The sequence below is a fragment of the Roseinatronobacter thiooxidans genome (genome assembly GCF_001870675.1).
GTDB lineage: Bacteria > Pseudomonadota > Alphaproteobacteria > Rhodobacterales > Rhodobacteraceae > Roseinatronobacter > Roseinatronobacter thiooxidans.
Map to the genome: position 1 here is coordinate 1 of NZ_MEHT01000007.1, position 26340 is coordinate 26340.

Sequence of the window (26340 nt, forward strand, 5' to 3'; positions counted from 1 at the left end):
CGTTGATCCCGCCGCCAATGACCAGAAGGTCATGGGTCGGTGTGTCAGCAGGGCCTTCCTTGATGGATTGCGACATACGCCCTCCTCCAGCGCAAGCGTAACAACAGGCGCACACTATCCTTGCGAAAATAATTCATGCAAGTAGTTTTCGTTTTTTACGATTATATTTTCGCTATCAGTGAAACGAAAAAATAAAAGCGCTTTGTTGTACTTTTGTTCCGAAGCTTTTGATCGCATCATGGCAAATACTCGAAAACCGAACATCACCACAGCAGCAATGCAGGCCAAGTGCCCCCACCCTGCCAGCACGCCCGAATCACTACCCCCGCAGATCAAGACGGCCTGTGTTTGCGCGCTCTGCATTCAACCAACCTAAGCGCGCCTCTTATGCGACGAAACAATCTGGTTTCTGTGCCCCCAAAGACCGATGCCAACATGGCAGCCTGCACCGGCAAGAGCCTGCAGTTGCAACAAAACGCGCGCCTGCGTCATGAGAATACTCTCAACCAAAAACCTTGCGCAAACCAAAGCAGCGATGTTTACTCTTTAGGAACTTGGTGGGGCACCATGCAGACAATTTCAGTCATTATCCCTTTTTACCAATGCGAAACCGGCGTCCTTGCCCGGACACTCCTTTCTATAGAGGCTCAGGTCATCCCGACAGGCTGGCGCTTGCAGGCTGTGCTGGTCGATGACGGCTCGCCCTTGCCCGCCCGCAATGAAATCAAAGGAGTTGATCTGACCGCGCCGCGGTTTCTAAAGGTCGTGGAACAAGCCAACAAGGGCGTTGGGGCCGCACGGAACCACGGCCTTGACATCGCAATTCCGGAAAGTGCAGCCATCGCGTTTCTGGATTCCGACGACATCTGGCCTGCGGGCCATATCGCGCGCGCCATCGCGGCACTAGAGGCCGGATTCGACTTTTATTTCACCGATAACCGGCGCGACAAATCCCACGAGTCCCACATCCGTTCGCGCTACAGCGCGCGCACCGCGCAGCTTATCGACCAAACGGGTCAGACATCCGGTCTGGTCGAGTTACCCCAAGACAAAATCGTGGGCTTTTGCTTGCGCGAATTTCCCTGCCAAGCGTCAACGATTGTTTACCGCGCAAGCGTAGCCCCGCTGCTGCGCTTCCCGACCCATCTCAAATATTCGGGCGAGGATGTGTTGTTTATGACAGAATTGCTGGCGCGCTCCACTCGGGTAGGGTTCGACCATGATGGCATGGTCGAATGCGGCGATGGCGTGAATATCTACTTCAAAAACCTTGCATGGGATGCACCCCGCTTCCTCAATATCAAGGTTGACCAGATGCTGACCTATCGGGCTTTGGCGAAAGCAGATTTCCTAAACACCAGCAACAAAGCCCTAAGCCAGAATTTGTTGGAGATCGCAACCAGCCAACTGAGTTTCCATGTAATACGGACCCTTGTGAAAAACCCGAAGAAAGCGGTTGGGCAACTCTGGCGGCTGTTCACAACCGATATCGGGGCGGGTGCAAAGGTGCTTGTCGCAACTCCCAAGACAATTTTTGCAAAACTGCTGGGGCGCGCGGTTCCAGTCGAAGTTGACTGACCGGCCCATGTCACCCGTAAAAAAGCTGGTCACAGGCACAGCGCTTATCTCATCCGTCAATGCGCTGCGACTGGCGGTTCAGTTGGTCTCGCTGCCCCTTCTGGCGCGGTTACTGAACCCCGAAGATTACGGCGTTGTGGCAATGGCGATGCCGATCTTGCTGTTTGTCATGCTCTTTGCCGATAGCGGCCTTGGCGTCTCGCTTGTGCGCGAAAAAACTGCCGATATGACGGCGTGGCACTCTTGCTTCTGGCTGACTGCGGGCTTGGGTGCAGGACTGTCCTTGGCACTTGCGGCACTTGCGCCAAGCTTTGCGCATTGGATGGCCGAGCCGACCCTTGCCGCAGTCATGGCGAGCCTTGCATCCGTGATCATGCTGCAATCTCTGACGCTTGTTCCCGGCGCGGCCATGCAGCAGCAAGCCATGTTCAGCCGCATTGCGATAGCGGAAATCATTGCCATTTTGTTAAGTGTGGGCGTTGCGATTGCAGCGGCACTGAATGGTCTGGGGGTTTGGGCGCTCGTCTGGCAGCAAATCGTCATGTACGCTGTGCGGCTTGTCCTGACTGCACTCCTTGGCCCCTACAGACCCCGCCTTGTATTTGCATGGCAGGCCGCGCGGGGGCATGTGGTGTTCGGCTGGACTTTGCTTGCGGCCAATGCCATCGGCTTTGGGGGCCGTTCGGTGGAAAGCATTATGATCGGCAAATTCAGGGGCGCGGCAGACCTTGGCATATATGGCATGGCCTTCCAGTTTGCGCGCCTGCCCTGGATGATCGTGACAGGCCCGCTACAATTTGTTCTATACCCATTGGTAGCAGGTGCGCATAGCGACATTGCGAAACTGCGCGCGCAAGCCTTGCTGGCCAGTAAGGTTCTGGCAACCTTGCTGCTGGCGCCCATGGCGCTGATCGGGGCGGCGGGCGTGCCGATTTTCGATCTGCTGCTGTCCGAAAAATGGCGCGACGCGGCCTATATTTTCGCCCTCATCATTCCGGCAATGGCGGTCCAACCTGTGACAGGGGTTCTGGGGACATTTATTCTGGCAATCGGGCGCCCTGAAATCCAGCTTCGCCTGACACTGCAATCCACGATCCTGTGGATGGCCTGCCTGTCCAGCGCCGTTTGGTTTGACCTGACCACTGTGGCCATTGCCTATACGGTTTCCACCCTTGCTTTTTCGGTCTGGAGTCTGAAGGTCATGCTGCCCTTGCTGGGATGCAGCTTGAAGGATTACGCCAAGGCCGTGGGGGGCCAAGCCATTCTGGCCATTGTGATGGCAGGAACTTATTGGGCAATCACCCAAATCTGGGCCTTGGGTGATGTATTTGCCATCTTGCTGGCTGTGGTGCTGGCATGCGGCTGTGTGGGCATCTCGTTGCTGCTGGCGCGCCGCGATCTGACAGAAAGCCTCAGGGCACTCCGATAGGCTGCGGGTGTGCTGGCACGCGCCATGCAGTCGCCATTTGCGGGCTGAAACTTTCAGCTGCGAACAGCTGCAAGGGTTTTCTGCGGGCATATGCTTTGCGCAAGTTCTTCAAGCTTCGTTTCGCGCGCAAGATGGTCTGCAGTGGGGCGCAACTCGAACGTGGCCAGAATCTGCCGCCATCTATGCGCCCAGTCATGGCGGCGCAAGGATTGAGAGATGTTTTGCGCCCTGACGCGCGCAATACGCGCGGGGTCATCGTCCAAACTGGCGATCACGCGCGCAGCGTTGTGTTCAAGAGGGATGACAGCATCCGGCCAATCGAATGCGGCGCGGTATTCGGGGCAATCCGGTGCAGACCCAAGCACAACCGCCCCCCCTGCCATTCCTTCAAAATAACGCGTCGTCAAAACCTGTGCAGTGCCCGCATGCTGATTTCGGGCGTTTTTATGTGCAGGGTCCCAGACAAGATAGTAGCGACTGCGCCGGATAAGGTCGGCGTTGAAGCGCCGCACATCTTCCCAACCGGCGCCAACAGTCTGATTTTTCCATACATCATAGTGGTAAAACAGCCCTTTTTCCTGTGCCAGCGCCAACAGCTCGGCGTGAATTGTTGGATTGTTGCGCCCTATGCAGCATAGATCCACAACGCGGCGGGGATGATCGGGCACTGGCGTCATGCGCAAAACATCCGTCGCTGTCGAGAGCTGGCTGATCGGGGCAGAGGTGTAGCGCGCAAGTTCAGGAATGCTGGACCCGTTCAGCACAAACACATGGTCGAACTGATCTAGCTTGGCAAGCGTCTGGGCTTCTCTTGCAAAAGTGTCGGGCCACGCCTCTAGCAAAAAGACCGCAGCCTTGCGAGCGCGGTCGCGCCAGAACCGGATTTGGGGCAGCTCCTTTAACTGATGAAGAAACTGACATGTATAGACAGCCAGATCATAGTCACGGTCTAAGGTGACTTTCGGCATCCTTGCGACATACATGTCCAGTTTGTGGCGAAATCGCGCGTCCATCCGATCTCGGAATGGCAGCCTTTTACTTGGGTCGAAAAAACGGTCGCTGGGTGCGACAATGTCAGTATTTTCAATCTGCGAAATCACATCGGTGAATTCCCACAAAACCCCGCTCCATGCGCGCGGGTCCATGTTGAAGGTTCCCATCAATAGACATTGGCGCATGTCCTATCCCCCTGATTTTCCGGTCTAACAGCCCGCACCAGAATTTGTTCCCCCTTCGGCGAATTATTGCCGAAATGGCGGGAACATTCCTGTTGGTACACAGTTTAGCGTCCAGTTTATCAGGAGCAGGTGAATGAAAATTTTGGTGACTGGATCAGATGGTTACATCGGCGCGCTTGCAGCACCCCACCTGATGGGGGCCGGGCATGAGGTGGTGGGGCTGGACACGGGGTTTTACAGGCAAGGCTGGCTGTTCGAGACACAAGCGCCACGCCCCGCCACTTTGACCATGGATATACGCGATGTGACAGCGCGGGATCTGGAGGGGTTTGACGCGGTTGTGCATATGGCAGAACTGTCCAATGACCCGCTGGCACAGCAATCGCCTGACCTGACCCGCGAGATCAACCATCGGGGATCTATCCGTCTTGCACAAGCCGCGCGGCAGGCCGGTGTGCGCAGGTTCGTCTATATGTCCTCATGTTCGGTCTACGGGGTCGCGGATGGCAACACAATCCTGAACGAACACAGTCCGGTAAACCCCCAGACCGCCTATGCCGCGTGCAAGGTCGATGTGGAACGTGACCTGACCAAAATGATGGGGCCGGATTTCACACCCTGTTTCCTGCGCAATGCCACAGTCTTTGGTGCCAGCCCAAGGCAGCGCTTTGATCTGGTGTTGAATGACCTGTGCGGCCTTGCATGGACCACCGGCAAGATAACACTGCTGTCCAATGGCAGCCCGTGGCGGCCGCTGGTTCATGTGCAAGATATCTGTCAGGCGGTGCGCCTTGCACTGGAAGCGCCTGCCGAACAGATCGCGGGTGTGGCGATAAATGTCGGCTCGGATGACCAGTGCTACCGTGTGATCGACATTGCGCAAATCGTGGCCGCCACCTTTGCGGGATGCGAAATCGAAGTGGGGCCGCCCAGCGCGGATAACCGCTCTTATCGGGTCAGTTTCGCGCGTATTACCAAGGTATTGCCCGATTTCCGCTGCCAATGGAACGCCGAGCGCGGCGCATTGCAGATGAAGCACCTGTTTGAAAGGATCGGGATGGAGGCCGCCGATTTTCATGCCCCCGCCTATACGCGCCAGAGGATGGTCGCCAAACTGCGGCAAAATGGCCTGCTGGATGACCGCTTGCGCTGGACAGACGCCATCTCTGGCGCGGTTGCGGCATGATCATCCTCGACACGGCCCTTGCGCGGCGTGCAGCGCAAGGGCGGCCAATCCGCGTGGGCATGGTGGGCGCGGGGTTCATGGGCGCAGGGATCGCGCTGCAAATCGCGCAGGCGGTCAAAGGGATGGAGCTATGCGCCATCGCCGCGCGCCGCACCGATCAGGCGCGCGCGGTCTTCGAGGGCAGCCGCAAGGGCGAACCCGTCCGGCATGCAGACCGCACAGACGAAATTTCCCGCGCGATCCGCGACGGCGTGCCGGTTGTCACCCAAGACCCCGCAGCACTGGCCGCTGCCCAAGGGCTGGATGCGATCATCGAGGTGACAGGCGCGATGGATTACGCCTTGCGCGGTGTGGAAACGGCAATCGACACGGGCAAGCATGTGGTGCTGATGAATGCCGAACTCGATGGCACCATCGGCCCGCTTCTGGCAGCGCGCGCACGCGCAGCCGGTGTGGTCTATACCAATGCCGATGGCGACCAGCCCGGCGTTCAGATGAACCTGATCCGATTTGTGCAAGGGATCGGCGTCAAGCCTGTGCTGGCGGGCAATATCAAAGGCTTGCAAGACACAGACCGCACCCCCGACACCCAGCGCGGTTTTGCGCAAAAATGGGGGCAGAACGTGGCGATGGTCACATCCTTTGCCGATGGCACCAAAATCGCGTTCGAACAGGCGATTGTCGCCAATGGTACAGGCATGCGCGTGGCGCGGCGCGGCATGATCGGCCCCGACCCCACCCATAAAGACCCGACAGCCCCGCTGCGCCCGCTTGAAGACTATGTCGAGATGCTGGCCCCCCATATCGACCCCGATGGGCCGGGCATCGTGGATTTCGTGGTGGGCGCGCGGCCCGGCCCGGGTGTCTTTGTGCTGGGCACACATAACGACCCGCGCCAACAGCATTATCTGGCGTTGTACAAACTGGGGACAGGGCCGTTCTATCTGTTCTACACCCCTTATCACCTGTGCCATTTCGAGGTGCCAATGACGGTTGCACGCGCGGTCCTGTTCAAGGATGCGGCACTTGCGCCGATTTCGGGGCCGCAGGTCGGCGTCATCGCCACCGCCAAGCGCGATCTGCAACAGGGCGAACAGATCGACGGGATCGGCGGCTTCATGACCTATGGGCAGGCCGAGAATTCCGATGTCATTGCCCGCGCGCGGTTGTTGCCAATGGGTCTGGCCGAAGGCGCTGTCCTGCGGCGCGCGATTGGCAAGGGCGAAGTGCTGCATTTTGCAGATGTGGATCTGCCGCAAGGCTCGCGCGTGGCACAGCTTTATACCGAAATGGAACGCATGTTTGGCCTTGTTCCGCAACCAGAGGGAGCATTTTGATGAAAGTTGTTATATTTGCAGGCGGGCTTGGCACCAGATTGTCAGAAGAAACCGGACGTCGGCCAAAGCCCATGGTCGAGATTGGCGGCAAGCCGATCCTGCACCACATCATGTCGGTTTTTGCAGGCCATGGCCTGACCGATTTCGTGGTTCTGGGCGGCTACAAGGTAGAAGTGATCAAGGATTATTTCCTGAATTACCACCAGCGTTCAGGCAATTTCACAGTCGATCTGGCCACAGGCCATGTCACTTGGGCCGATCCCCGCGCCGAGCCGTGGCGCGTAACTGTGGTCGATACCGGACTTGACACAATGACCGGCGGTCGCTTGAAACGAGCGCGCCATCTGATTGGAAACGAGACATTCTGCCTGACCTATGGCGACGGGCTGGCCGATGTCGATATCGGCGCGCTGGTCGCGCATCACCGCGCTGTCGGGGCCACAGCAACTGTGACAGCGGTCCAGCCCCCCGGGCGCTTTGGTGTGTTGTCCACTGGGGGCGGCGCGCTTGTCGAAGGGTTCCGCGAAAAAGCCGCCGCGGATGTCGGGCTGATCAATGGCGGCTATTTCATCTGCGAGCCGGGTGTTTTTGATCTGATCGACAATGATGACACTGTCTGGGAACAAGACCCCATGGCGCGGTTGGTGGCCGACCGCCAGCTTGCCATCTACCAGCATCACGGCTTCTGGCAAAGCATGGACACATTGCGCGACAAGGATGTTTTGGAGAAAGCCCATGCCGAAGGGGCGCCATGGCTTCGGCCCCGCGCGGTAAGCCCGCTGCAACGGCTGGGCGGGAGTGTCGTTTCGTGATCTTCCACAAGACGATTTTCGAAGGCGCGAGTCTGATCGACATCGAGCGCCACACAGATGCGCGCGGCGGGTTTGGGCGCACATTTTGCGCCGAAGAGTTCAGGGCGCAGGGCCTGCCCGACAGCTTCGTGCAGCAAAACCTGTCAGTGTCCACCCGTCGCGGCACTTTGCGGGGCATGCACTACCAGGTTGCACCGCATGGCGAAGCCAAGCTGGTGCGCTGCATCCGTGGCGCGATTGTGGATGTGATCCTTGATCTGCGGCGCGGGTCTCCGACATTCATGAAATGGGCGCATTTCACACTGACGGCTGATAATCTTAAACAGCTTTTGGTGCCCAGCGGCTTTGCGCACGGGTTCCAGACCTTGGAAGATGATACCGAGGTCAGCTATCTTGTCAGCCACCCCTACACCCCCGCAGCCGAACGCGGTGTGCGCTGGAACGACCCCGCCGCCGCTATTGAATGGCCACTTGACCCCACAGAAATGTCGGACAAGGACCGGAACTGGCCAGACCTGTGACCGGAAGGCGCGGATAGTCCCGGTTCAGGCAAGCGCAGCGGCCGGCATAGGGCCAACAGCGCATCAGTCATGCCCCGAACAGGGGCAATGCCGAGATTGGTAAATATTTCCTGTGCCGGACACACTGAAATCGAAACAATCGGCAATACTTCTTTCTTTTGTCCCTTATCCCGCAAATTTTCGCCGCATTTGGAATGCAGTTAAGACCTTATAGAACGGAGCGGCCAGACCACTTTGCTTTGGCCGCGATAGCAAATCGGGGCTTTTCGCGCGATGATCGACCACACACATATGGAAGGGCATGCCCCCCAATCGGGCAATGCATCGATCCCGCGCTACCCCCCTGCATCGGGTGACTGCCGATCACCTCTGCACAGCCCGACAGCCCCCGCGCCTGTTTCTGTCTGCGAACCCATGACCGTTCTGTGGCAGGGAATCGAATATCCGGTGGCGCAGTGGGACACCCATGGCTTTACCCTCCAACGCGCGATCCCCAGTGTCGTCTCGCCGGGGAATGGGCGTGTCGTTGATGTGCAGCTGATGCTGGGCGAAGGCGAAACGCGCATACAGATGCAGGTTCAGGCGCGCGCCGAAACCGGCGATTCTGCCAAATTGCGGTATCAATTCATTGATCTTGGGCGCGCACAGTCGGAATTGCTGCATCGCGTGGTGGATTATGCCCTCACCAAGCAGGAACTCAGCCTGACCCAACTTTTAAATGATTCGCGCGAAACACGGGTTGCACGGCAGGAAACCACACAGAAAACACTGGCATTTCGCACTTGGTTTCAGATCTCGCTGGCCTGCATGGCGCTGGCGGGTGCCGCCTATATGGCTTTGGGGTCGGTCACGCAGGTGAAATCGCGCTATGCTGCGGTGTCTGTCGCGGCGGCGAATGTCTCTGTTCCCGCATCGGGGATGGTTTCGCAGATCGATGTGACACAGGGCCAGCATGTGCAGACCGGCCAGACATTGGCATATCTGCGCGCCGCTGATCACGACGACAGGCAGATGGCCCTGTCCGATCACATCCGCGCCCTTGAGGCAGAACAGGCAGAGCTTGGCGCGCGCCGGACGGCGCTGCAAACGCGCGACACGAATGCCGCCCATCTGCGCAGCAGTGAACGCGCGCGGCTGGAAGAGGCTGTCGCGCGCGCAGATCGTCGCTTGGCGCTGGAACGCGCACAGCTTGCCAGCCTGCATGCGGCAGGTGGCCTGCCAACTTTGGCCCGCCAGCAGGACAAGGCGCGCCAGCAGGCGCTGGCTTTAAGCGCCGAGGCGGATCTCGCAGCAGCCAAAGGCGCGTTGCAGGCCCTGCGCGAAGCAGAGGCGCTGGGTCTTGTTGGCCCACAGGGCCTGACCGCCAGTGCCGAAACGCTTGAAGCCCTTGATCTGCGGCTCTCACATCTGTCCAGAGAAATCGCGCTCGCCTATGGCCGCAATGACGCGCTGTATGCAGGCACGCCCGTCACTGCGCCCTGTGACTGCGTCGTGGCGCAGATCAATCGGGTGACAGGCGAATGGGCCGAACCCGCGCAGCCTATGTTTGTTCTGGCCCAATCCGGCGCGACAGCAGTGCATGCGCTGATCATGGCCGATACCGCGCAGCGCATCAGCCACGGGGACCGCGCGCAAATCCGTCTGGCCGATGGCCAACAGGTCACAGGCAAGGTCGCCCGCCTGAATTATGACAACAATTGGGCTGGCTTTGCAGGGCTTCAGAATTCGGTCTTCGCAGCCGAACGCTATGCCAGAGTTGAAATTATCCCCGACCACCCGCTGGATGCGCGCATCGGCATGACCGCGCATACAGTGATCAAGACCCAGACCCCGCTTGGCAGGGTGCTGGGCCAGCTGGGCCTGTAATCATGTCAGACACATCTCCTCATCTGCGACATTCCTCTGTGCTATCGGTCTGGCTGACAGCCGCGCTGTGGCTGGCGTTCATGGTGTTTCTGCTCAGCCTTGTGCCGATGCGCGCGCTCAGCCCGGCCGATACAGCCTTCATTGCAGCGCTGGGGGTTGTAGGGCTATGGCGCTGGTCATGGGGCGGGTTTCACATGCTGCGCGCCTATGCCTTCACGCGGCATGTCTTTCCAATGATCCGCGCGCGCGCACAAGCAGATGCCGCAGTGCAGCGCCGCCATGTTGCGGTGGTGATCCTTAGCTGGAAAATGGGCGATGCCATGAATGCGGCAGTCTATGCCAATCTGTTCCGCGACATTCTGGACAATGGCGGTGGGGGCACAGTGGTCGCGGCGGTTTCGTCAGATCAGGACGAGGCGCTAATCGCGCATGTCCACCGCCGGACCGATCCAAGCGGCATGATCCGTCTGGCCTTTACCCGTCAGGACGGGACAGGCAAGCGCGCGGCCATGGCAGATGCTTTGGCGCGGCTGCGCGACTTGGGGGTGCCGCCCGATTGCCCCGGCATCCTGATGGATGGGGACACGCTGGTTCAACCCGGACTGATACGCCGCACAGCCCCCATTTTGCTGCATCAACCCAATGTGGGCGCGCTGACGGTGGACAACACCCCGCTGGTTGCTGGCAGGATGGTCGACCGTGAATGGTACCGGCTGCGGATGGCCCAACGCCATGTCTACATGTCATCCATGGCCATGTCGGGCAAGGTTCTGGTGCTGACAGGGCGGTGGTCAATGTTTCGGACGCAAATCCTGATGCATCCGAATTTCGCCGCCAACCTGCTTGAAGATGTGCTTCACCATCCAAGGCTGGGCCGGATCGTCATGCTGACAGGGGACGACAAATCCACATGGCGCTGGGTGATCGAGGCGGGCTGGAACATTACCTATGTCCCCGACGAGGTGATCTACTGCCTTGAATCCCTGCCCGGCAAAGGCTTCGTGGCCGATACAGTCGGGCTACAGAAGCGCTGGTTCGGCAATATGGTGCGCGGTGGGGCCAAAGCCTTGCGCTTAGGCCCGAAAACCCTTGGCCTGTTTACATGGCTGGCATTGCTGGACCAGAAAGCCTCGATGTGGACACCATTGATGGGAATTGTCTTTTTCGGGGTCGCGGCCTTGGTGCATGACCCTGTCTTCATCGTCATATTTCTGCTTTGGATTTCATGCACACGCACCGTGCATTCCGCGCTGACAGGTCTGATCGCCAAACGCTGGCACCCGATCTTTCCGGCGCTGACCTATTACGGGCAGATCGTGGGCGCAGGGATCAAGATTTTTGTAAACCACAACCCCAATGTCCAGAAATGGACACGGCAGAATACCGGCGGCGCGGCTGTGGACCGCGCAGCGCTTGTGCGCGGCGACAGCAAGCTGATGCTGGCGGCCTCGATTATTGCATTTGCGGCAGGGATCATTGTGCTGACCAATGTCACAACCCGATCTGACAGGTTCGATTTTGCCGCCGACACGGCCGCCGCCGAGTTGATTTATGGACGCTAAACCGATGATAGCCCAGAACCGAAAGGGTTTTCCCATGGCACTCAAGCACGCTTTGCAAGCCGTTGCACTTATCGTGTTGGCAGGCTGCACACCACAGACCAGTGGGTTCACCCCTCACACCGCCACGGGTGGTGCGATGCGTCCCCTCGCCCCTGACATGGCGATTGCAGTGACATCAGCCAATATCCACCAGTTCGCAGCGCAGGACCGCAACGCCTATCTGGTCGGGCGCGGCGATGTGCTGCAAATTCATGCCATCGATGCCGCCGAACTGACCACACCTGCCGGATATCTGGTGGAAGCCGATGGCGCGATTCAGGTGCCGTTTCTGGGCCGCGTTCCGGCCGCAGAGCGCAGCACAGCCGCAATCCGCGCCGACCTTGCAGACCGGCTGCGCGCCTACCTGCCCAATCCGCAAGTGGACCTGCGCGTGGCGGAATATAACGCCCGCCAGATCACAGTTATCGGTGATGTGATGCGCCCCAACCGGCAAACCCTGACATCGCGGCCCCTGACCGTGATCGATGCCATCAATGCCGCTGGCGGCTTTTCCCAGGGTGCCAATATGCGCAGGGTTGCGATTGTGCGGGGCGGGCAGGACTTCGGGATCGACATGGACGCCTTTCTGACACGCGGTGCCACATTGCCACTTCTGCGCGACGGTGACATTTTGCAGGTGGGCCGCAGTGCGGCACGCGATTTGCCGCCCCTGAATTCTGATGCAACCCAAGGCGTGACGCTGCACCGCGCGCAAAATGATATGCGCCGCTTCGAGCTGGATGGACGCCCGGTCACGCTGCTTCAGTTCCTGACCAGCACAGATTCCGGTGGCGGCGAGGTGCAGGTCATTCGCACTATCGCCGCAGGCCAGCAGGCGTTGCACTTTAGCGCTGCCGATGCCGCATCCCCAACTGTTGCCGGACGTTTCATGCTGCAAGATGGTGACAGGGTCTTTCCCCTGATGCCGCGATAAGGCCAGATAAATTCTATATTTTATGACTTTAGACGAACCGAAAAGGAATACACCATGAAATTCGCAATCGCAGGTTTGGGATATGTCGGTCTGGCCAACGCCATTTTGCTGGCACGCCAGCATACCGTTGTTGCAGTCGATATCTCTGCCGAGCGTGTTGCCAATGTCAATGCGGGGCGCACACCGATCGAGGATTCACTGTGCCAGGATTACCTGTCGGCAGGGGGCCTGGACCTGCAAGCGACAACCGATCCGGTCGCAGCCTATGAACAGGCAGACTATGTTTTCATTGCGACACCCACCAATTACAACGACCAGACCCATACCTTTGACACCAGCAGCATCGAGGCTGTCATCGCACAGGTTCTTGCTGTCAATGACCATGCGCTGATGGTCATCAAATCCACCGTGCCGGTGGGCTATACCGAACGCATGCGCAAGGAATTCAACTGTGACCGCATCGTGTTCTCGCCGGAATTCCTGCGCGAGGGGCTGGCGCTGCATGACAACCTGTACCCGTCGCGCATTATCGTGGGCGAGGTCAGCCAGCGTGGCGCGGCGCTTGCCCAGATCCTGCGCAATGCCGCGCTGGTCGAGGATACACCCGTGCTGCTGGCAAATCCGACAGAAGCAGAGGCGATAAAGCTGTTTGCAAACACCTATCTTGCCACCCGTGTTGCCCTGTTTAACGAAGCCGATACGCTGGCCATGCAGATCGGGTTGGACGCAAGAGAGGTCATTGAAGGGCTATGTCTGGACCCGCGTATCGGGCAAAGCTACAACAATCCGTCTTTCGGATATGGGGGGTATTGCCTGCCCAAGGACAGCAAGCAACTGCGCGCAAATTTCGCAGATGTGCCGCAGGCATTGATCACCGCAACCATCGAGTCAAATGACGCACGCAAACGGACAATCGCCGATGCCATCATCGCAAAGCGTCCGCGTCGTGTGGGGATCTACCGTCTGGTGATGAAACAAGGCTCGGACAATTTCCGCCAAAGTGCTATGCTGGACATCATTTCCATGTTGTCGCAAGAAGGGCTTGAACTGGTGGTTCATGAACCCGCCTATGAGGGGGCCGCATATATGGGCCATCCGCTGGTGCAGGATTTCACCGAATTCGCCCAAGGCTGTGACGTGATTGTTGCAAACCGAATGACAGAAGAATTGCAGGCCCATACTGCAAAAGTCTTTACCCGCGATCTGTTCGCCGCCGACTAAACCTTTGAACTGCATGCAAGGTTTTTTGGGGGGGCGGTTTTTATGTCGTCTTTCCAATACATCCCCATCAATCCTCTGATGTCAGGTCAAGAACACCAAATTGGCATATTCAGACCATTTTTAACCACGATAGTTTCCAAATCAGATTTCGGATTGAAAGGGTTTTGCAGATGAAAATCGCAATTATCGGGCTGGGATGCGTGGCAATGGCAGATGCGCTGGCACTGGCGCGCACGCATGAGGTCGTGATGACAGGCCCCCTGCCCGACCGCGTCGATGACATCAATCGCGGCATCTATGGGTTGAATGACCCCGAACTTGCACCTTATCTGGCACAATACCCCCTGAACCTGCGCGCTGTTCTGGACACCCGCGCAGCACTTGCGAATGCCGATATGGTCTTTGTGGCCGCACCGCTTTCAACACAGCCCGAAACCGGCGATGTCAGGCTTGTCGAACTCGACAGCCGGATAGAATTCGCCGCCCGCTATGTTGCGCATGCCCCGATTGTTGTGCGCTCGGCGGTGCCCATCGGATATTGCGAAGAAAAACGCGCGCAGTTGAAGGGCGCAAAAATCGTCTATGCCCCGGAATTCAGCCGTGACGGGCATATGCTTCGCGATATTCTATATCCCAATGCGCTTATTGTCGGGGATCGGCATGCCTTGGGCAAACGGGTGCTGGATGTGCTGAAAACGGCAGCCCTATGCGCCGACATCCCGACCCGCCAGATGGGCCTGACCGAAGCCGAACTGACGCGCCACCTGTCCACCTTGTTTCAGGCAACGCGCGTGACCTGTTTCAACGAACTGGACAGCTATGCAATGCAGCACGGGCTGAATGCGCGCCAGATCATTGACGGGGTCAGCCTTGACCCGCGCATCGGTGCATATGCCAATAACCCCTGCTTCGGCTATGATCGCCAGACCCTTCCCCACGGCGCAAACATGCTGGCCGCGTATCTGGACCAAGCGCGCACGCCGCTGCTGGCAAATCTGGGCAAGGCGGGCTGTGCGCGTGTCGCATTCCTGACCGGCCAGATCATCCAGCAAGCGCCTGCGGCTGTGGGGTTCTACATGCCCGATGCAAGCGCCCCGTTGTCCGCCTCGATCGCGCAACTGAAACTCCGGCTGGAGGATTCTGGCATTCGGACATGCCTGCATGATGGCGATCCGGCCACACTGGGACAGTTCAAGGCCGAGTGCGAGATAGTGATTTCACAGCGCGCGCGCGCCGAGCTGGCCGATATTCAAGACAAAGTATTCACCCGCGACCATTTTGCCCGCCCCGAAGAAATAGCAGGCTAAGCGGAATGGCAGGGGCGCGCGCGACTGGGCTCCAAAGGCGCGCAGCGTCAGAAACGCGACCTGATTTGCACCGAGATATTGGCCTCATTCCGCTTATGGATCTCGATATTGGATTCTGTGTTGGACAGTTCCAGCCTCAGAACGGGTGCGAACCCCATGTAATCGACTGTCTCGAACATTGCAGACAGCCCCAAGGTGGCGGTTTGGTCGCGCCGCCCGTCGGGCTGAAATGCGCCTGCGGGAAAGCGGCGTTCTTCCAGATCCAGCGCAGTGTCCAGCCGCATGCCCAAGACCGGTTGTGCCAGCGCATAGCCCAGGCCTGCGCGCGTTGCGGTGTTGCGGATATGGATTGATTGGGCCTGTGTATGTTCCGCACCAAGATGCACCACCAGCCGGTCGCCCCCTGCAAGCGCATGGCGCAGCTCTGCGGCAACCCCTGTGCGGGTGGCATTGCGCCGCGATGCGTCGCGGCGCCATTGGTGCTGGCCAGTCGCGCTGAGTTTCAGCACTGTGCTGGGGCGCAGCACACGCGTCTGTGCCACAGTCAGCCGCACATGATCGCCAAGGGGGCGGCCTGCGTACCAGCTTCGCCCGAAGGCGGCCCCTATTTCATAGCGGCTTTGGCCTTCGGATGGCGCGCGTACATGCATCAGACCCAGTTCAAAGCGCTGAAAGGCATAATCTCCCGCCCGCGCCTCGGGGGCCTGCGCGCGCGCGGATGACGACAGGCGGTAGCTGCGCGTTGCAAGGCCAAGGGTCAGGCTGGTTTCATGGCGGGCGGCCTGATCTAGCCGATAGCGCAGGGCAAGGTCGGTGCTGAATTCCAGCCCCGACAAGGCGCGACTGTCACCCGAAACCCGAAAAGGCAGACCAAGCAGGGTGATCACATCTGTTGACGTGCCGTTATTGATATTCGATGACTGACGCAGCCCCAGATTGAATGCAATGTCGAGCGGGTTGATCCGCCGCACCTGCTGAAAATTGCGCGCGGCCAGTTCGCGCGCGCCATCATCGGGGGCGACTTGTGCCGCGCGGCGCAACCAGAATTGTGCCCGCCCATAGGCTTTGCGCTGTAAGTCCGATCGACCGGCAAGCATTGCCCCTTCAAATCGGGTCTGGTCGGATTCTCCCATGCGGTGACCGGCGCGCGCGAAAGCGCGCGCCTGTGTATATTGGCCTTGGGCTTGCAAGGCTGCGGCCATCAAGACCTGCGCCTCGCCATCTTGGGGGGCGGCGCGCAACAAAGCCGCAGCAATGGCTTCGGCAGGGGCGGCGCGCCCCTCGGCCAGAAAACTGCGCCCCAACAGCAGCGCCTGCGCCCGGCTAAGTTCCTGCGTGTCGGACGCCGCATTGCCATGACTTGCCCCGAACAGGGACAGCGCCATGCACAGGCAAACCGCAATCAGGCGCATAGTGACCTACACAAATCAGTCAGTCGCACGGGCGATAAATGCACCGCGTTCAAGCGACACGGGCGAACCTTCTTGGATCACCACAATTCCGGCCGATGCCGCAGCGTTGTTGCCAGCGATCATGCCATCATAAAGCCCGACCGGCTGTCCGCCAACTGCTGCGATACCAGAGAAATTGCCATTTTCATCGATTCCCGTAAACTGCAGCACAATGTCTTGATAAGTGATTTCTTCGGCGATCTGGCGGGTTTCAGTGGTGGTCTGACCCGGCCGACCTATGACAGGCACTTCAACCTCCACCTCGCGCGTGGTGGTGCCGTCCATATTGCGCCGGTTTGTGATCACGCCTTCGATCCCTGCACTTTGCCGGTCAGTGAAGAAATCAAGATCAAGCTGCACCCGCCCCTCGACCCGATGCAGGAACGAATTGGACATATCGTCTCCGTTATTGGTCCCCACATTGCGCACACCGGCGTAATCACCAACATGGCGGACTTCTCTATTGGTGGGCAGGGTTGGCGCTGCACCACGCGCCAAGACAGTCCCCCCAAATTCATTATCCAACCGGAACGGTGTGCCCACAACACCTGCCGCAAGGTTATTGTCGGAATCTACACGCACCAATGCCAGATAGTTCCGCGCACCCCCTTCATTTTCAAACGCGGCAAAGCCCCGAACATCGCGCTTGGGCGCACGTTTGAATGTCCCAGCCAAATCAAACGGGTCGCCCAGAATTGTCAGAGTTTCTGTCGCAGAATCGTAAGTTATCGACGTAACCTCGTTCTGCCCCGCAAAAGCATCCCCGCCAGCGGTTTCATTGTAACGCTGCGTTTCAGTTGGAATGGCTGCGACTTCTCCCGAATTAGCAAAACGATCGGGCGATGAAACAAAGCTACTGATGCCTGTCGACTCTCCTGAACCGCAAGACATAAGCGCGACACAAGACGCAACAACAGCCGTTGTCTTCTTCATTTTAAAATGCCTTTCGGTGATCATAAGTTTATTTAATGAAAAAATTAGCGTAATCCTCTTTTCCTAGCTAGAGATGCGCGAAGGATTTCAATGTTTTGAGGTATTTGCGCAACATTTATCGCCTTTCGTTATTCGCAACGCCGCTTTCCCTGGTTTCCGAATCCAACCCAGTTCCGAAATATTTCGTTTCACAAGATAATCGTGCAGGGGCCTAGGCCGCACACTGTCGTACCCAAGCACCCTTACAAAATTTACTTATTATAATCGGATGCTTAAAGCCATCACAACGCAGCGGCCGCCCGTGCAGCCTGATCATAAACTCCGGACAAGGCGCGCAACTGGGCGGCCATCTGGCTTAGGGCATCGGGGGCGTGGCCCGATTGCAGCGCGGCGCGCACCACCAGCGCTTCGCGGATTTCCCCATAACGCGCGCATAGCTCCGTGCCCTTCGCGGTGATGGTGATGGCTTTTTCCTTGCCTTTGCGACCAGAGGTTACCAATCCATATCCAACCAGCTTGCGAATGGCATAATTGGCAAGATGCGTGTCCTCGATATTCAAAACAAGACAGATATCGGCCAGCGTCTTGGGGCGGTCGCGGTGGTTGACCAGATGCACGACCAGCACCTCTAACGGTGACAAGCCCGGCAATCCGGCGGCGGTCATGCAGCGCACCATCCAGCGATGAAACGCGTTATTTGCCATTGTCAGTGCAAATTCCACCTCTGACAGCGCAGGCAGCGACGAATTCGCCAGATGCGCCGAACTGACAACCGGGCCGATATCGGGCGTTTCGGGGGGCAAGGGGGCTGTAGCATCGGCGTCAGGGGGCATAAGGCTGCCTCTATATGCTGGAACAGGGTGGCGGTGGCTGCGGACTTGAACACCACAACATTGACATTTTATCGACAATTTGTAAATATTATTTCCAAGCACCGCTGAAAGACCGCGCGATTTACAGACATGACGGCAAAGAATTGGAGCATCGATGCCCGTTACCCCCGAAACACCAAAATGGCCGGTAATTCAGGGCATCGGCGTCGATGGTTTTCTGATAACCTTCAATGATAGCCTGACCGAAGCCGCCAACCGCGCGGCCCTTGCCTTTCGTGCGGCACTCGATGGTGCGGGGCTGTGCGGCGTGGAAGAAACATCGACGTCGCTGGCCTCTGTCTATCTGCGCTTTGACCTGCGCGCGGTGGATCATGAGACCCTTCGCGCCGCCCTTGCTGCACTGCTGCAACAGGCCGATTGGTACGCAGCCCCCCTGCCAACGGGACGCAAGCTGTGGCGCGTGCCCGCAGTTTTTGGCACCGCGCTTGCGCCACAGCTGAAGGAAGCGGCCAGCCTTGCGGGGCTGTCACCCGATCAGGCCATAGCAGAGTTTTGCGCGCATCCCTTGCGGGTGCAGGCCATAGGCTTTGCCCCCGGTCAGCCCTATCTGGGCCAATTGCCGCCGCAATGGGATATCCCCCGCCAGACGGGCCTGACCCCGCGCGTGCCCGAAGGGGCCTTGGCCGTCGCCATCCGCCAGATGGTGCTGTTTTCCGTCAGCACCCCCACCGGCTGGCGCCATGTGGGCCAGACCGCCTTGCGCCTGTTCCAGCCAGACCAGCCGGACCCTTTCATCCTGCGTCCGGGCGACGAGGTGCAGCTTGTCCCTGTCACCCGCGCAGAGTTTGAGAATATTCGCCAGTCAGATGCTTTGGGCGGCGCAACATCACAGGCGGTCGCATGATCCGGGAAATTGTCGTGCACCGCGCAGGCCCCGGCGTCACGATCCAAGATATGGGGCGTGCGGGCTGGCTGGCACAGGGCCTGTCGCGCGGGGGGGCTGCGGACCGGCTTGCACTGGCCGAAGGGGCTACGCTGCTGAACCAGCCTGACGATCTGGCCGCGATAGAGATTGCAGGCAGCTTTCTTGGCCTTGAGGCAAGCACCCCCACAAGAATTGCCCTGACCGGCGCCCCCATGCGCGCGCTGTGCAATGGTGATCCGCTGGCGTGGCAGTCCAGCCATGCCCTGCAAGCGGGCGCACGATTGGAGCTGTCGGGCAGTGCGGGCGGCTACAGCTATGTGCATTTTGGTGGCGGGATCGCGGCGGATGTCATTTTGGGCGCACGCTCTGCCCATCTGGCGGCGGGTCTGGGCCAGATGCTGGAAGCGCAAGACAAGTTGGCGCTTGGCGCAGATAGCGGCGGGCGGGTCGGCATGACCTTCACCCCCCTGCCCCGTTTCGATGGCGGCACGCTGCGACTGGTCGAGACGCCACAGACCAGACTGTTTTCACAGGCCGAACGCACCCGCTTCACGCAAACCCCCTTTCGCAAGGATGCACGCGCGAACCGGATGGGCCAGCGGCTTGTCGCAGAAGGCGCGGGTTTCGGCACAGATGGCGGGTTAAGCATTCTGTCCGAAACCATCGTCGCGGGAGATGTGCAGATCACTGGCGACGGGGCGCCCTTTGTGCTGTTGTCCGAATGCCAGACAACGGGCGGCTACCCGCGCATCGGCACGGTTCTGCCCTGCGATCTGCCGCGTCTGGTGCAAGCCCCCGCGAATGCCAGTTTGCGTTTCACCTTTGTTCCCCTGCCCGAGGCCGCAGCACTGGAACGCCTTGAAGCCGCGCGGCGTGACGCCTTGCGCAGCAAATTGCGCCCGCTGATCCGCAACCCGCATGACATGCCAGACCTGCTGGCCTATCAACTTGTCAGCGGGATGACGCGCGGCGATGAACTGGAAGGACCAAGCACATGACACGACAGATCGACCTGAATGCCGATATGGGCGAAAGCTTCGGGCCATGGCCGATGGGGGCGGATGCGGCCCTTCTGAAAATCATCACCTCGGCCAATATCGCCTGCGGCTTTCATGCAGGCGATCCCGATGTGATGGCGCAAGCCATGGCGCAAGCGGTTGAGAATGGTGTGGGCATTGGCGCGCATCCGGGCCTGCCCGACCTGCAAGGCTTCGGGCGGCGGCGCATGCAGATTGCCCCCACGGAGGCACGCAATCTGGTAGCCTATCAACTGGGGGCCGCGCAGGCGATGGCGCGCGCGGCGGGGGGGCAGGTGCGGCACCTGAAACTGCATGGCGCGCTGGCGAATATGGCGGCCGAGGATGAAGCCCTTGCGCGCGCCTGCTATGAGGGGGCGCTGGCTGTTGACCCTGACATCATCCTTGTAGTGATCACAGGCACGAAGCAAGACACCGCCGCGCGCGGCTTGGGCGCGCGTATGGCAAACGAGATCTTCGCCGACCGTGCCTATAGCGAAGACGGATTGCTGATGGACCGACGCTTGCCCGGCGCTGTGATCCATAACGCGGACGCAGTCTGCGCCCGCATTCTTGCCATGCTCGAGGCCCGCGCACTTATCACCGCGCAGGGCACCCATCTGCCGGTACAGATCGACACCATCTGCCTGCATGGCGACACGCAAGAGACGGTAAAACTCGCATATTCCTTGCGCATGGCACTTGAGAGCGCAGGAATGACGCTGTGCCAGTTCAAGGGCGCGCGCCCCGCATAGCGGCGGCATGACAGGGACTTGCTGTTACCGCCAAACCGCGATTGAATCACCAAAAGCCTTGCCCGGTCTGCCGGTTTTGCGGGCAATGCGGGCTTTTGGCGCGCAAATGACAGCGCCGTGGCAGCCCCCTACCCTGCCTTGTTACAACCAGAAGCCCGAGACACCATCCCAGACCAGTTTTCCCCCGACCAGCGTCAGGGTGATATACATGAAGGGGTAGAAAACCTGCGCATTTATCCGTTGAATGACCTTGGCCCCCAGCACTGTCGAAACTGCGGCCAAAGGCAACATAACCGCTGCCGAAAGCAGTGTTTTCGTGTCGAAATGCCCAAGTGCTGCATAGGGTGCCACTTTGACAAGGTTCACCACCGCAAAGAAAATCACGCTTGTGCCCGTGAAAAGGCGCGGATCAAGCCGCAAGGGCAAAGCATAAACCTGAAAGGGCGGCCCCCCCGCATGGGCCACAAAACTGGTAAACCCGGCGAATGCCCCCCAAAAAGAGCCGCTCACCCACCGCTGCCCGCGCGGCAATGCGCCTGCGCGCATCACGGTCATCCGCATGACAAACCCAAGGGCCAGCAATCCGACAATCAGACGTACAAACGCCTCTGAGGTGATTGCCGCAGTCAATGCTCCTACCGCTATGCCCACAAACGCCGCGGGCAACAAATGCCACAGCGTTGCGCGATCGAACCAGCCGCGCCATGTCCAGACACTTATTGCATCCATCATCAGCAAGATCGGCAGCAAAAGGGCAGCGGCCTGCATGGGGGGCATGACCAGTGCAAGAATAGGAACCCCCATCAATGCGAAAGCCCCGCCAAGCCCGCCTTTGGACAAGCCGACAAGAAACACGGCAAGGATGGCCACAAGAAGTGTCTGTGTATCTTGAAAAAATGTGAAGCTGGCGATCAATTGCATGAACGGAACTCTGGTTTGTTGAACGCAAGTATAGGCCATCTTCCCGCTCGGGCCTGTGCGTCAGCACATGGCGACCCGGCGTCAAACTCTGTCAATTCTGCGGCGAACGCATAAAAGACCTGCGCCGCCGGTTCAGGTGTTACGCCCAAGATCAGCAGGCACCCAAACCGGGTAAGCGTGCTTGCTATACCTGCGTGCGATGTGGAACGCAAAAGGGTTTACGCGCCCTCAGTTTCCCGCGTGACCTAATGCGCCCCTTGGCAAAACCGGCAGCCTATGGTTTCGGCAATATGGCAACACTTCCGCAACCCGCGCCAGCGATGCCCACCTTATCTGCTTTCACAAGGTCACCAGACGCAGTAGGCAGGCCAATCGTTGAATTCTGGGAAAAAACATGGCGCAAAATGCCACCATTTATAAAGTGGAACTGTCCGTGTCTGACATGGATCGTCACTATTATGAAACCCATAAACTGACCGTTGCCAAACACCCGTCCGAGACGGATGAACGGCTGATGGTGCGCATTGTGGCTTTCGCACTTAATGCGCATGAACATCTGGAAATGACAAAAGGCCTTTCATCGGATGACGAGCCGGACATCTGGCAAAAAAGCCTAAGCGGCGAGCTGGATGTCTGGGTGTCTTTAGGGCTTCCCAGTGAAAAGGTCATGCGTCAATCCTGCGGCAAAGCCGACAAGGTGCTGGTCTACCCCTATGGCGGCAGAACCGCCGAGATGTGGTGGGACAAGATCAAAAACAGCACCAGCCGCTTTGATAATCTTGAAGTGATGAATTTTTCCGAAGCAGACACCGGCGCATTGGCATCGCTGGCCAGCCGCGCGATGCGACTTCAGATCAATATTCAGGATGGCGATGTCATGGTCAGTGTCGGCGATAGCATCGTGAACATTACGCCGCAAAAATGGAAAAGCATGGCGTAAGTCACCTGTGCCTGCCTGTCGGCACCACACGCCGGATGATCTGCACATAATCCGCCACAATTTCGTCACGGCGGCAGCAGTTGAAACTGCCTTCACCGCGACAGCGGTTTCACTGGTGCCCCCTCACATCTCGCAAGATTCCACCACGAAATCGCACCACCCCGCCGGAGGAGGTGGCGCATTGGGGTCGTCATAGACGATGCCGGGGGCAAAGCGTGGGCGCGTCACAGCAAGTTCGTCAAAAACCCGTTCTGTCAGCCCCACATCAAACAGGGGTACATGGCGCAGCCAGCCTTCTGTCAACAACACAGTTTCACCAGCGGCAACAGAAGGGATTTGGGGCGCATATACTGCATTCAAGTCATCATCGCGCAAAAGGCCACGATCGCCTGCATGGCTGGCATTGCTCCAGACAACACGGAGCTGATCGTTTTCACTATCCCACGCGACAAGGCTTACCCGCATCTGGATAATGCTTTGGCTTTCATTCATGCGCTGCATGAAGCCAAAAATCCCGTCAATATATTCCGGCGTGACAACAGTACCCCCCGCCCGAGACAGCAGATCACTTGCAGTAAAGACAGATTTTTGCAGATTGGTTTGCTGCCGGAAAGCATCTGTATAGGTGACGGATGCTACAAGCGCCCAAAGGATCACAGGCAAAATAAGAACCGTCTCGGTGCTGACAGCCCCTTGCTGGTACGTTCGGAAAGCATGTACCGCGCGTAAGACCCTGCGCCATACAACTGCGAAGCGGGGGAAAGACGGGCTGATCATTCGTTCACAAACCCTGAAACACTGCGCAACGCGAACATTCCCGACGTATCGAGAGGCAGTCTCAGGCCCCATGCCGTTGTCGGAAAGATCGGGCGCGCAAGATAGCACGCACGCAGATACATAATGTTCTGCCCCCCGCCCAAGCTGAAGGTTGTGACTGGATTCACCGCTTCGGCCAGATCGATGCATGCCGTCTCCTGCACAGGGAATTGCCATGTGTCCGTATCGATGACCCGCAATTCCAGCAGCAACCGCGCGTCACAACTTGGCATTGCGATCGCCCGAGAGCAGATATGACTGCGGAATTGATCATGGGTTGTCCCATCCGGCAGCGCGCCCAGCCGCACATCCCGCACCGCAATATCCACAGCGCGATCCAATCCAACCCGTTGCAGATTGATCCATCCCGCCTCTGCCCCCATCATAAGAATGGAGATCACGACAGGAAACAGGATCGCAAACTCGACAGTGGCGCTGCCTTGGGTGCGCGCGCCAAAGCGGGCAATGCGGCGCGAGACGGTGACGCGGCGCTTCATTGGATCAACCTCAGCGACTGGATTGATGTTGCAATGGCGCGAAAGGCCGTATCAAGATCAAGGCCTTGGGCATTGAAGAACAGCGCAGGACTGCTGGCGCAATTGCGCATCTCGGTCTGGCCCGCGCTGTTTGTTTCAAACGCGATTGTATAGACAATCACACCATTGTCTTTTGCCAGATTGCACGCTGAATAGAAATCAAGGCGGTTTTCGTTCAGGGTGCTGACGTGCCTGCGCCATGAATCGCCCAGCGCGTCAAGATGGGTGGTATTCAGAATCTCTTGTTCGGCTTCTGTGGGATAGACGCCATCTCGCCCGAAGACATTGTTTCCACGGCGCGGTCGAAACTGGTCTGTGATGTTGCCATCGGTCATAAGCACCACAACCTTCAGGGTGTCAGGGTCGTCCCATGCGGCGGGCCTGTCCTTGTGCACGCTGGGAACAGCATTTTGCTGGGCAAGTGTAGCGGTCAGCCACTGGCTGCTTGGGTCAAGCAACGAAATCCCCCATCGCATGCCATAATGCGTGCCAGTGCCGTCATGCAGACGCAAATTGGTCAGGAAATTGTGCAGCTCTGCTTCATTGCTGGAATGATACAGAATTGAATTTGCCTCATTCGGGCACCACCCCCAATCCAGCCATGCCCAATCTGTCGCCCAATTCATGAAATGCGGGGCTTGGGGCATGGACCCGACATCGGGCAACGACGTGTTTTGAAACACACTCCGAGGAAGATCGGGACAATGTGAATATGCGTGCCACGCCGTTCCGCCCAGAAGCGAGAACACCTCTTGCCCCGGATTCACAGTGCCTGCGTAGGGGATAATGGAAATCGTGGTCACATCGGGTGCATCTTCATTCAGCACGGCTGACACAAATTGCTGCGCCGAACTGCGCAAGCGGGTGATGCGGGGCATCCCACCGGAATCCAGCCAGCGCATGGAACCCGAGATATCCAGCACCAGCGAAATCTCGATATTGGTGACCTCTTCGCGCGCCGCGCTGCCCTCGGAGCTTGTCAACTCGTCCACACCAACCCAGCGCATGAACAATGTGTTTACCGAAGGCTGCGTGGTCACGCGAACGGTTGCGGAATTCATCGCGTCTTCTGTGACCTCTACCGCGACCAGATAATCTGACAGACCCGCGACATCGAAATATTCCTGAACCAGCGCCGCGCGATCACCGCTTTCGCGCAAAGTTGCCGCAGCGATAGTTGCGCGGTCGGCTGTTGATTGCACCCTGATGCGATTACTCTCATAACGCATGAAATCCACAACAATGCCCGACACCAGAAGGATTGCCACAAATACAAACAACCCAAAAATGATCATGGCTCCGCTCTCGTGGCGGGCAAAGCGCGCGGGATGACGCGTTATTTTGTTTGAAGTCAATATATTGAGAAATCTGTGGCGCTGAAATTTCGTGTGAAACATTGCATAATCCTTCAACAGAAATTGCCATGTGCAGGGCACAGAAACCTTTGTTAAAGGCAGATGAACCAAAGTTATGACGCTCTTGCGGCAGGATCATGGCATTTTTCTGTTTCTATTTTGGCTGTCACGCCCCAATCCGCAATTTTTCCGCAGGGCTTGTGGGACCAGTCCCATAAGAAATGGCCCCCAAACACCCGCCCGAAGTCTAAGTCATGGCGGAAATATGCGGGGTATTCATCACATCAGCACTGCGATCTGAACAGGGCAGATGCACGGCCCAAGAAACAGGACCATGCCGCGCTGATATGTTGATTGGGATTGCAGGGGGTGCCAAAGTACTTGGCATCAGCCGATGCTGCGACGCTACGCAATTTCAGGAAGTGTTGACTGACTTTTCCGGTTCGAAATTGCGCGCAAAACAAAAGTTACAGCGGGCCATTGCGCGGTTTCGCGCGCGCCTCGATCACCACAAAGGCCTGCGCCCATGGGGCGTCATCGGTCAGGCTGACATGAATCACTGCCTCATGCCCGTCCGGGGTCATCGCGGCCAGCCGCTCTGCCGCCCAGCCAGACACATGCATCACGGGCTGCCCGCCCTGCCGGTTCGTCACCCACATGTCGCGCCATGAAATGCCCATCGCCAGCCCTGTGCCCAGCGCCTTGGAGCATGCCTCTTTCGCGGCCCAGCGTTTGGCATAGGTGGCCACGTCATCGCCACGCCGCGCCGCGCGCACGCGTTCTTCTTCGGTAAACACGCGGTTCCGGAACCTGTCGCCGAATCTGGCCAATGTCTTGGCGATCCGGTCAATATTGGCAAGATCGGTTCCAATGCCAAGGATCATGTCCC

The 26340-nt window shown here is 58.5% G+C and carries 26 protein-coding genes; 15 read left to right on the forward strand and 11 right to left on the reverse strand.

Translation table 11 applies throughout. From position 1 onward, the window contains the following. Positions 1-114: 114 nt before the first annotated feature. Positions 115-363, reverse strand: a complete 249-nt coding sequence (locus BG455_RS03140) for a hypothetical protein (RefSeq protein WP_071468518.1) — start codon at positions 361-363, stop codon at positions 115-117. Between the two features lie 204 nt (positions 364-567). Here BG455_RS03140 and BG455_RS03145 point away from each other — a divergent pair, with 204 nt between their 5' ends. Both BG455_RS03145 and BG455_RS03150 read left to right on the forward strand, forming a co-directional pair. Beyond that, positions 568-1578, forward strand: coding sequence for a glycosyltransferase family 2 protein (locus BG455_RS03145; RefSeq protein WP_170124717.1), 1011 nt, complete (start codon positions 568-570; stop codon positions 1576-1578). Further along, positions 1571-3007 carry a lipopolysaccharide biosynthesis protein gene (locus BG455_RS03150; RefSeq protein ID WP_071468520.1) on the forward strand — a complete coding sequence of 479 codons (1437 nt, stop codon included), beginning with the start codon at positions 1571-1573 and terminating at the stop codon, positions 3005-3007. The genes BG455_RS03145 and BG455_RS03150 overlap by 8 nt, the downstream gene beginning before the upstream one ends. 53 nt (positions 3008-3060) lie before the next feature. On the opposite strand, the gene BG455_RS03155 is transcribed toward BG455_RS03150, so the two are convergent. Further along, positions 3061-4185, reverse strand: coding sequence for a glycosyltransferase family protein (locus tag BG455_RS03155; RefSeq protein WP_084386111.1), 1125 nt, complete (start codon positions 4183-4185; stop codon positions 3061-3063). Positions 4186-4318: 133 nt separating this feature from the next. Here BG455_RS03155 and BG455_RS03160 point away from each other — a divergent pair, with 133 nt between their 5' ends. The 9 genes from BG455_RS03160 to BG455_RS03200 all read left to right on the forward strand — a co-directional run bounded on the left by BG455_RS03160 (position 4319) and on the right by BG455_RS03200 (position 14970). After that, complete coding sequence (locus tag BG455_RS03160; protein WP_071468522.1) at positions 4319-5371, forward strand: NAD-dependent epimerase/dehydratase family protein; 1053 nt, start codon at positions 4319-4321, stop codon at positions 5369-5371. Next, positions 5368-6708 (forward strand): NAD(P)H-dependent oxidoreductase, encoded by a 1341-nt coding sequence (locus BG455_RS03165; protein WP_071468523.1) that lies wholly within the window; start codon positions 5368-5370, stop codon positions 6706-6708. The genes BG455_RS03160 and BG455_RS03165 overlap by 4 nt, the downstream gene beginning before the upstream one ends. Next, positions 6708-7520 carry a glucose-1-phosphate cytidylyltransferase gene (rfbF, locus tag BG455_RS03170; RefSeq protein ID WP_071468524.1) on the forward strand — a complete coding sequence of 271 codons (813 nt, stop codon included), beginning with the start codon at positions 6708-6710 and terminating at the stop codon, positions 7518-7520. The genes BG455_RS03165 and rfbF overlap by 1 nt, the downstream gene beginning before the upstream one ends. After that, the gene (gene rfbC / locus BG455_RS03175; protein ID WP_071468525.1) at positions 7517-8041 is read left to right on the forward strand and encodes a dTDP-4-dehydrorhamnose 3,5-epimerase; all 525 of its coding nucleotides are present in this window, start codon (positions 7517-7519) and stop codon (positions 8039-8041) included. Before rfbF ends, rfbC begins: the two co-directional genes overlap by 4 nt. Positions 8042-8314: 273 nt before the next feature. After that, positions 8315-9907, forward strand: a complete 1593-nt coding sequence (locus BG455_RS03180; RefSeq protein ID WP_071468526.1) for an HlyD family secretion protein — start codon at positions 8315-8317, stop codon at positions 9905-9907. A 2-nt stretch (positions 9908-9909) separates the two neighbouring features. Next, positions 9910-11469 carry a glycosyltransferase gene (locus BG455_RS03185; RefSeq protein ID WP_071468527.1) on the forward strand — a complete coding sequence of 520 codons (1560 nt, stop codon included), beginning with the start codon at positions 9910-9912 and terminating at the stop codon, positions 11467-11469. A gap of 34 nt (positions 11470-11503) precedes the next feature. After that, positions 11504-12442, forward strand: a complete 939-nt coding sequence (locus BG455_RS03190; protein ID WP_071468528.1) for a polysaccharide biosynthesis/export family protein — start codon at positions 11504-11506, stop codon at positions 12440-12442. Positions 12443-12496: 54 nt separating this feature from the next. Continuing rightward, entirely contained in the window at positions 12497-13663 is a 1167-nt protein-coding gene (locus tag BG455_RS03195; protein WP_071468529.1) for a nucleotide sugar dehydrogenase, read from the forward strand. Positions 13664-13833: 170 nt separating this feature from the next. After that, a complete protein-coding gene (locus BG455_RS03200; protein ID WP_071468530.1) occupies positions 13834-14970 on the forward strand; it encodes a UDP-glucose 6-dehydrogenase family protein in 1137 nt (378 codons plus the stop codon). Positions 14971-15017: 47 nt separating this feature from the next. On the opposite strand, the gene BG455_RS03205 is transcribed toward BG455_RS03200, so the two are convergent. The 3 genes from BG455_RS03205 to BG455_RS03215 all read right to left on the reverse strand — a co-directional run bounded on the left by BG455_RS03205 (position 15018) and on the right by BG455_RS03215 (position 18187). Next, positions 15018-16355, reverse strand: coding sequence for a surface lipoprotein assembly modifier (locus BG455_RS03205; protein ID WP_170124716.1), 1338 nt, complete (start codon positions 16353-16355; stop codon positions 15018-15020). A 42-nt stretch (positions 16356-16397) separates the two neighbouring features. Beyond that, a complete protein-coding gene (locus BG455_RS03210) occupies positions 16398-17378 on the reverse strand; it encodes a hypothetical protein (RefSeq protein WP_071468532.1) in 981 nt (326 codons plus the stop codon). 257 nt (positions 17379-17635) lie between these two features. Continuing rightward, complete coding sequence (locus BG455_RS03215; RefSeq protein ID WP_071468533.1) at positions 17636-18187, reverse strand: winged helix DNA-binding protein; 552 nt, start codon at positions 18185-18187, stop codon at positions 17636-17638. Positions 18188-18341: 154 nt separating this feature from the next. Between BG455_RS03215 and BG455_RS03220 the strand changes: the two genes are divergently transcribed. From BG455_RS03220 to BG455_RS03230, 3 genes are read left to right on the forward strand one after another with little or no spacing between them, the layout of a single operon-like run. Next, positions 18342-19091, forward strand: coding sequence for a 5-oxoprolinase subunit B family protein (locus BG455_RS03220; protein ID WP_071468534.1), 750 nt, complete (start codon positions 18342-18344; stop codon positions 19089-19091). Then, positions 19088-20110, forward strand: a complete 1023-nt coding sequence (locus tag BG455_RS03225; RefSeq protein WP_071468535.1) for a 5-oxoprolinase subunit C family protein — start codon at positions 19088-19090, stop codon at positions 20108-20110. Before BG455_RS03220 ends, BG455_RS03225 begins: the two co-directional genes overlap by 4 nt. After that, positions 20107-20883, forward strand: coding sequence for a LamB/YcsF family protein (locus BG455_RS03230; RefSeq protein WP_071468536.1), 777 nt, complete (start codon positions 20107-20109; stop codon positions 20881-20883). Before BG455_RS03225 ends, BG455_RS03230 begins: the two co-directional genes overlap by 4 nt. 141 nt (positions 20884-21024) lie before the next feature. On the opposite strand, the gene BG455_RS03235 is transcribed toward BG455_RS03230, so the two are convergent. Then, positions 21025-21804, reverse strand: a complete 780-nt coding sequence (locus BG455_RS03235) for a sulfite exporter TauE/SafE family protein (protein ID WP_071468537.1) — start codon at positions 21802-21804, stop codon at positions 21025-21027. 394 nt (positions 21805-22198) lie between these two features. Between BG455_RS03235 and BG455_RS03240 the strand changes: the two genes are divergently transcribed. Further along, positions 22199-22744 carry a YaeQ family protein gene (locus BG455_RS03240; RefSeq protein WP_071468538.1) on the forward strand — a complete coding sequence of 182 codons (546 nt, stop codon included), beginning with the start codon at positions 22199-22201 and terminating at the stop codon, positions 22742-22744. Between the two features lie 123 nt (positions 22745-22867). On the opposite strand, the gene BG455_RS03245 is transcribed toward BG455_RS03240, so the two are convergent. From BG455_RS03245 to acpS, 5 genes are all read right to left on the reverse strand, one after another. Continuing rightward, complete coding sequence (locus tag BG455_RS03245; RefSeq protein ID WP_071468539.1) at positions 22868-23521, reverse strand: TadE/TadG family type IV pilus assembly protein; 654 nt, start codon at positions 23519-23521, stop codon at positions 22868-22870. Then, positions 23518-24057 carry a TadE/TadG family type IV pilus assembly protein gene (locus tag BG455_RS03250; RefSeq protein ID WP_071468540.1) on the reverse strand — a complete coding sequence of 180 codons (540 nt, stop codon included), beginning with the start codon at positions 24055-24057 and terminating at the stop codon, positions 23518-23520. The genes BG455_RS03245 and BG455_RS03250 overlap by 4 nt, the downstream gene beginning before the upstream one ends. Then, positions 24054-25364, reverse strand: a complete 1311-nt coding sequence (locus BG455_RS03255; RefSeq protein ID WP_170124715.1) for a Tad domain-containing protein — start codon at positions 25362-25364, stop codon at positions 24054-24056. Before BG455_RS03255 ends, BG455_RS03250 begins: the two co-directional genes overlap by 4 nt. Further along, positions 25315-25590, reverse strand: coding sequence for a hypothetical protein (locus BG455_RS17425; protein WP_170124714.1), 276 nt, complete (start codon positions 25588-25590; stop codon positions 25315-25317). Before BG455_RS17425 ends, BG455_RS03255 begins: the two co-directional genes overlap by 50 nt. A gap of 328 nt (positions 25591-25918) precedes the next feature. After that, a complete protein-coding gene (gene acpS / locus BG455_RS03260) occupies positions 25919-26335 on the reverse strand; it encodes a holo-ACP synthase (protein WP_071468542.1) in 417 nt (138 codons plus the stop codon). Positions 26336-26340 lie beyond the last annotated feature (5 nt).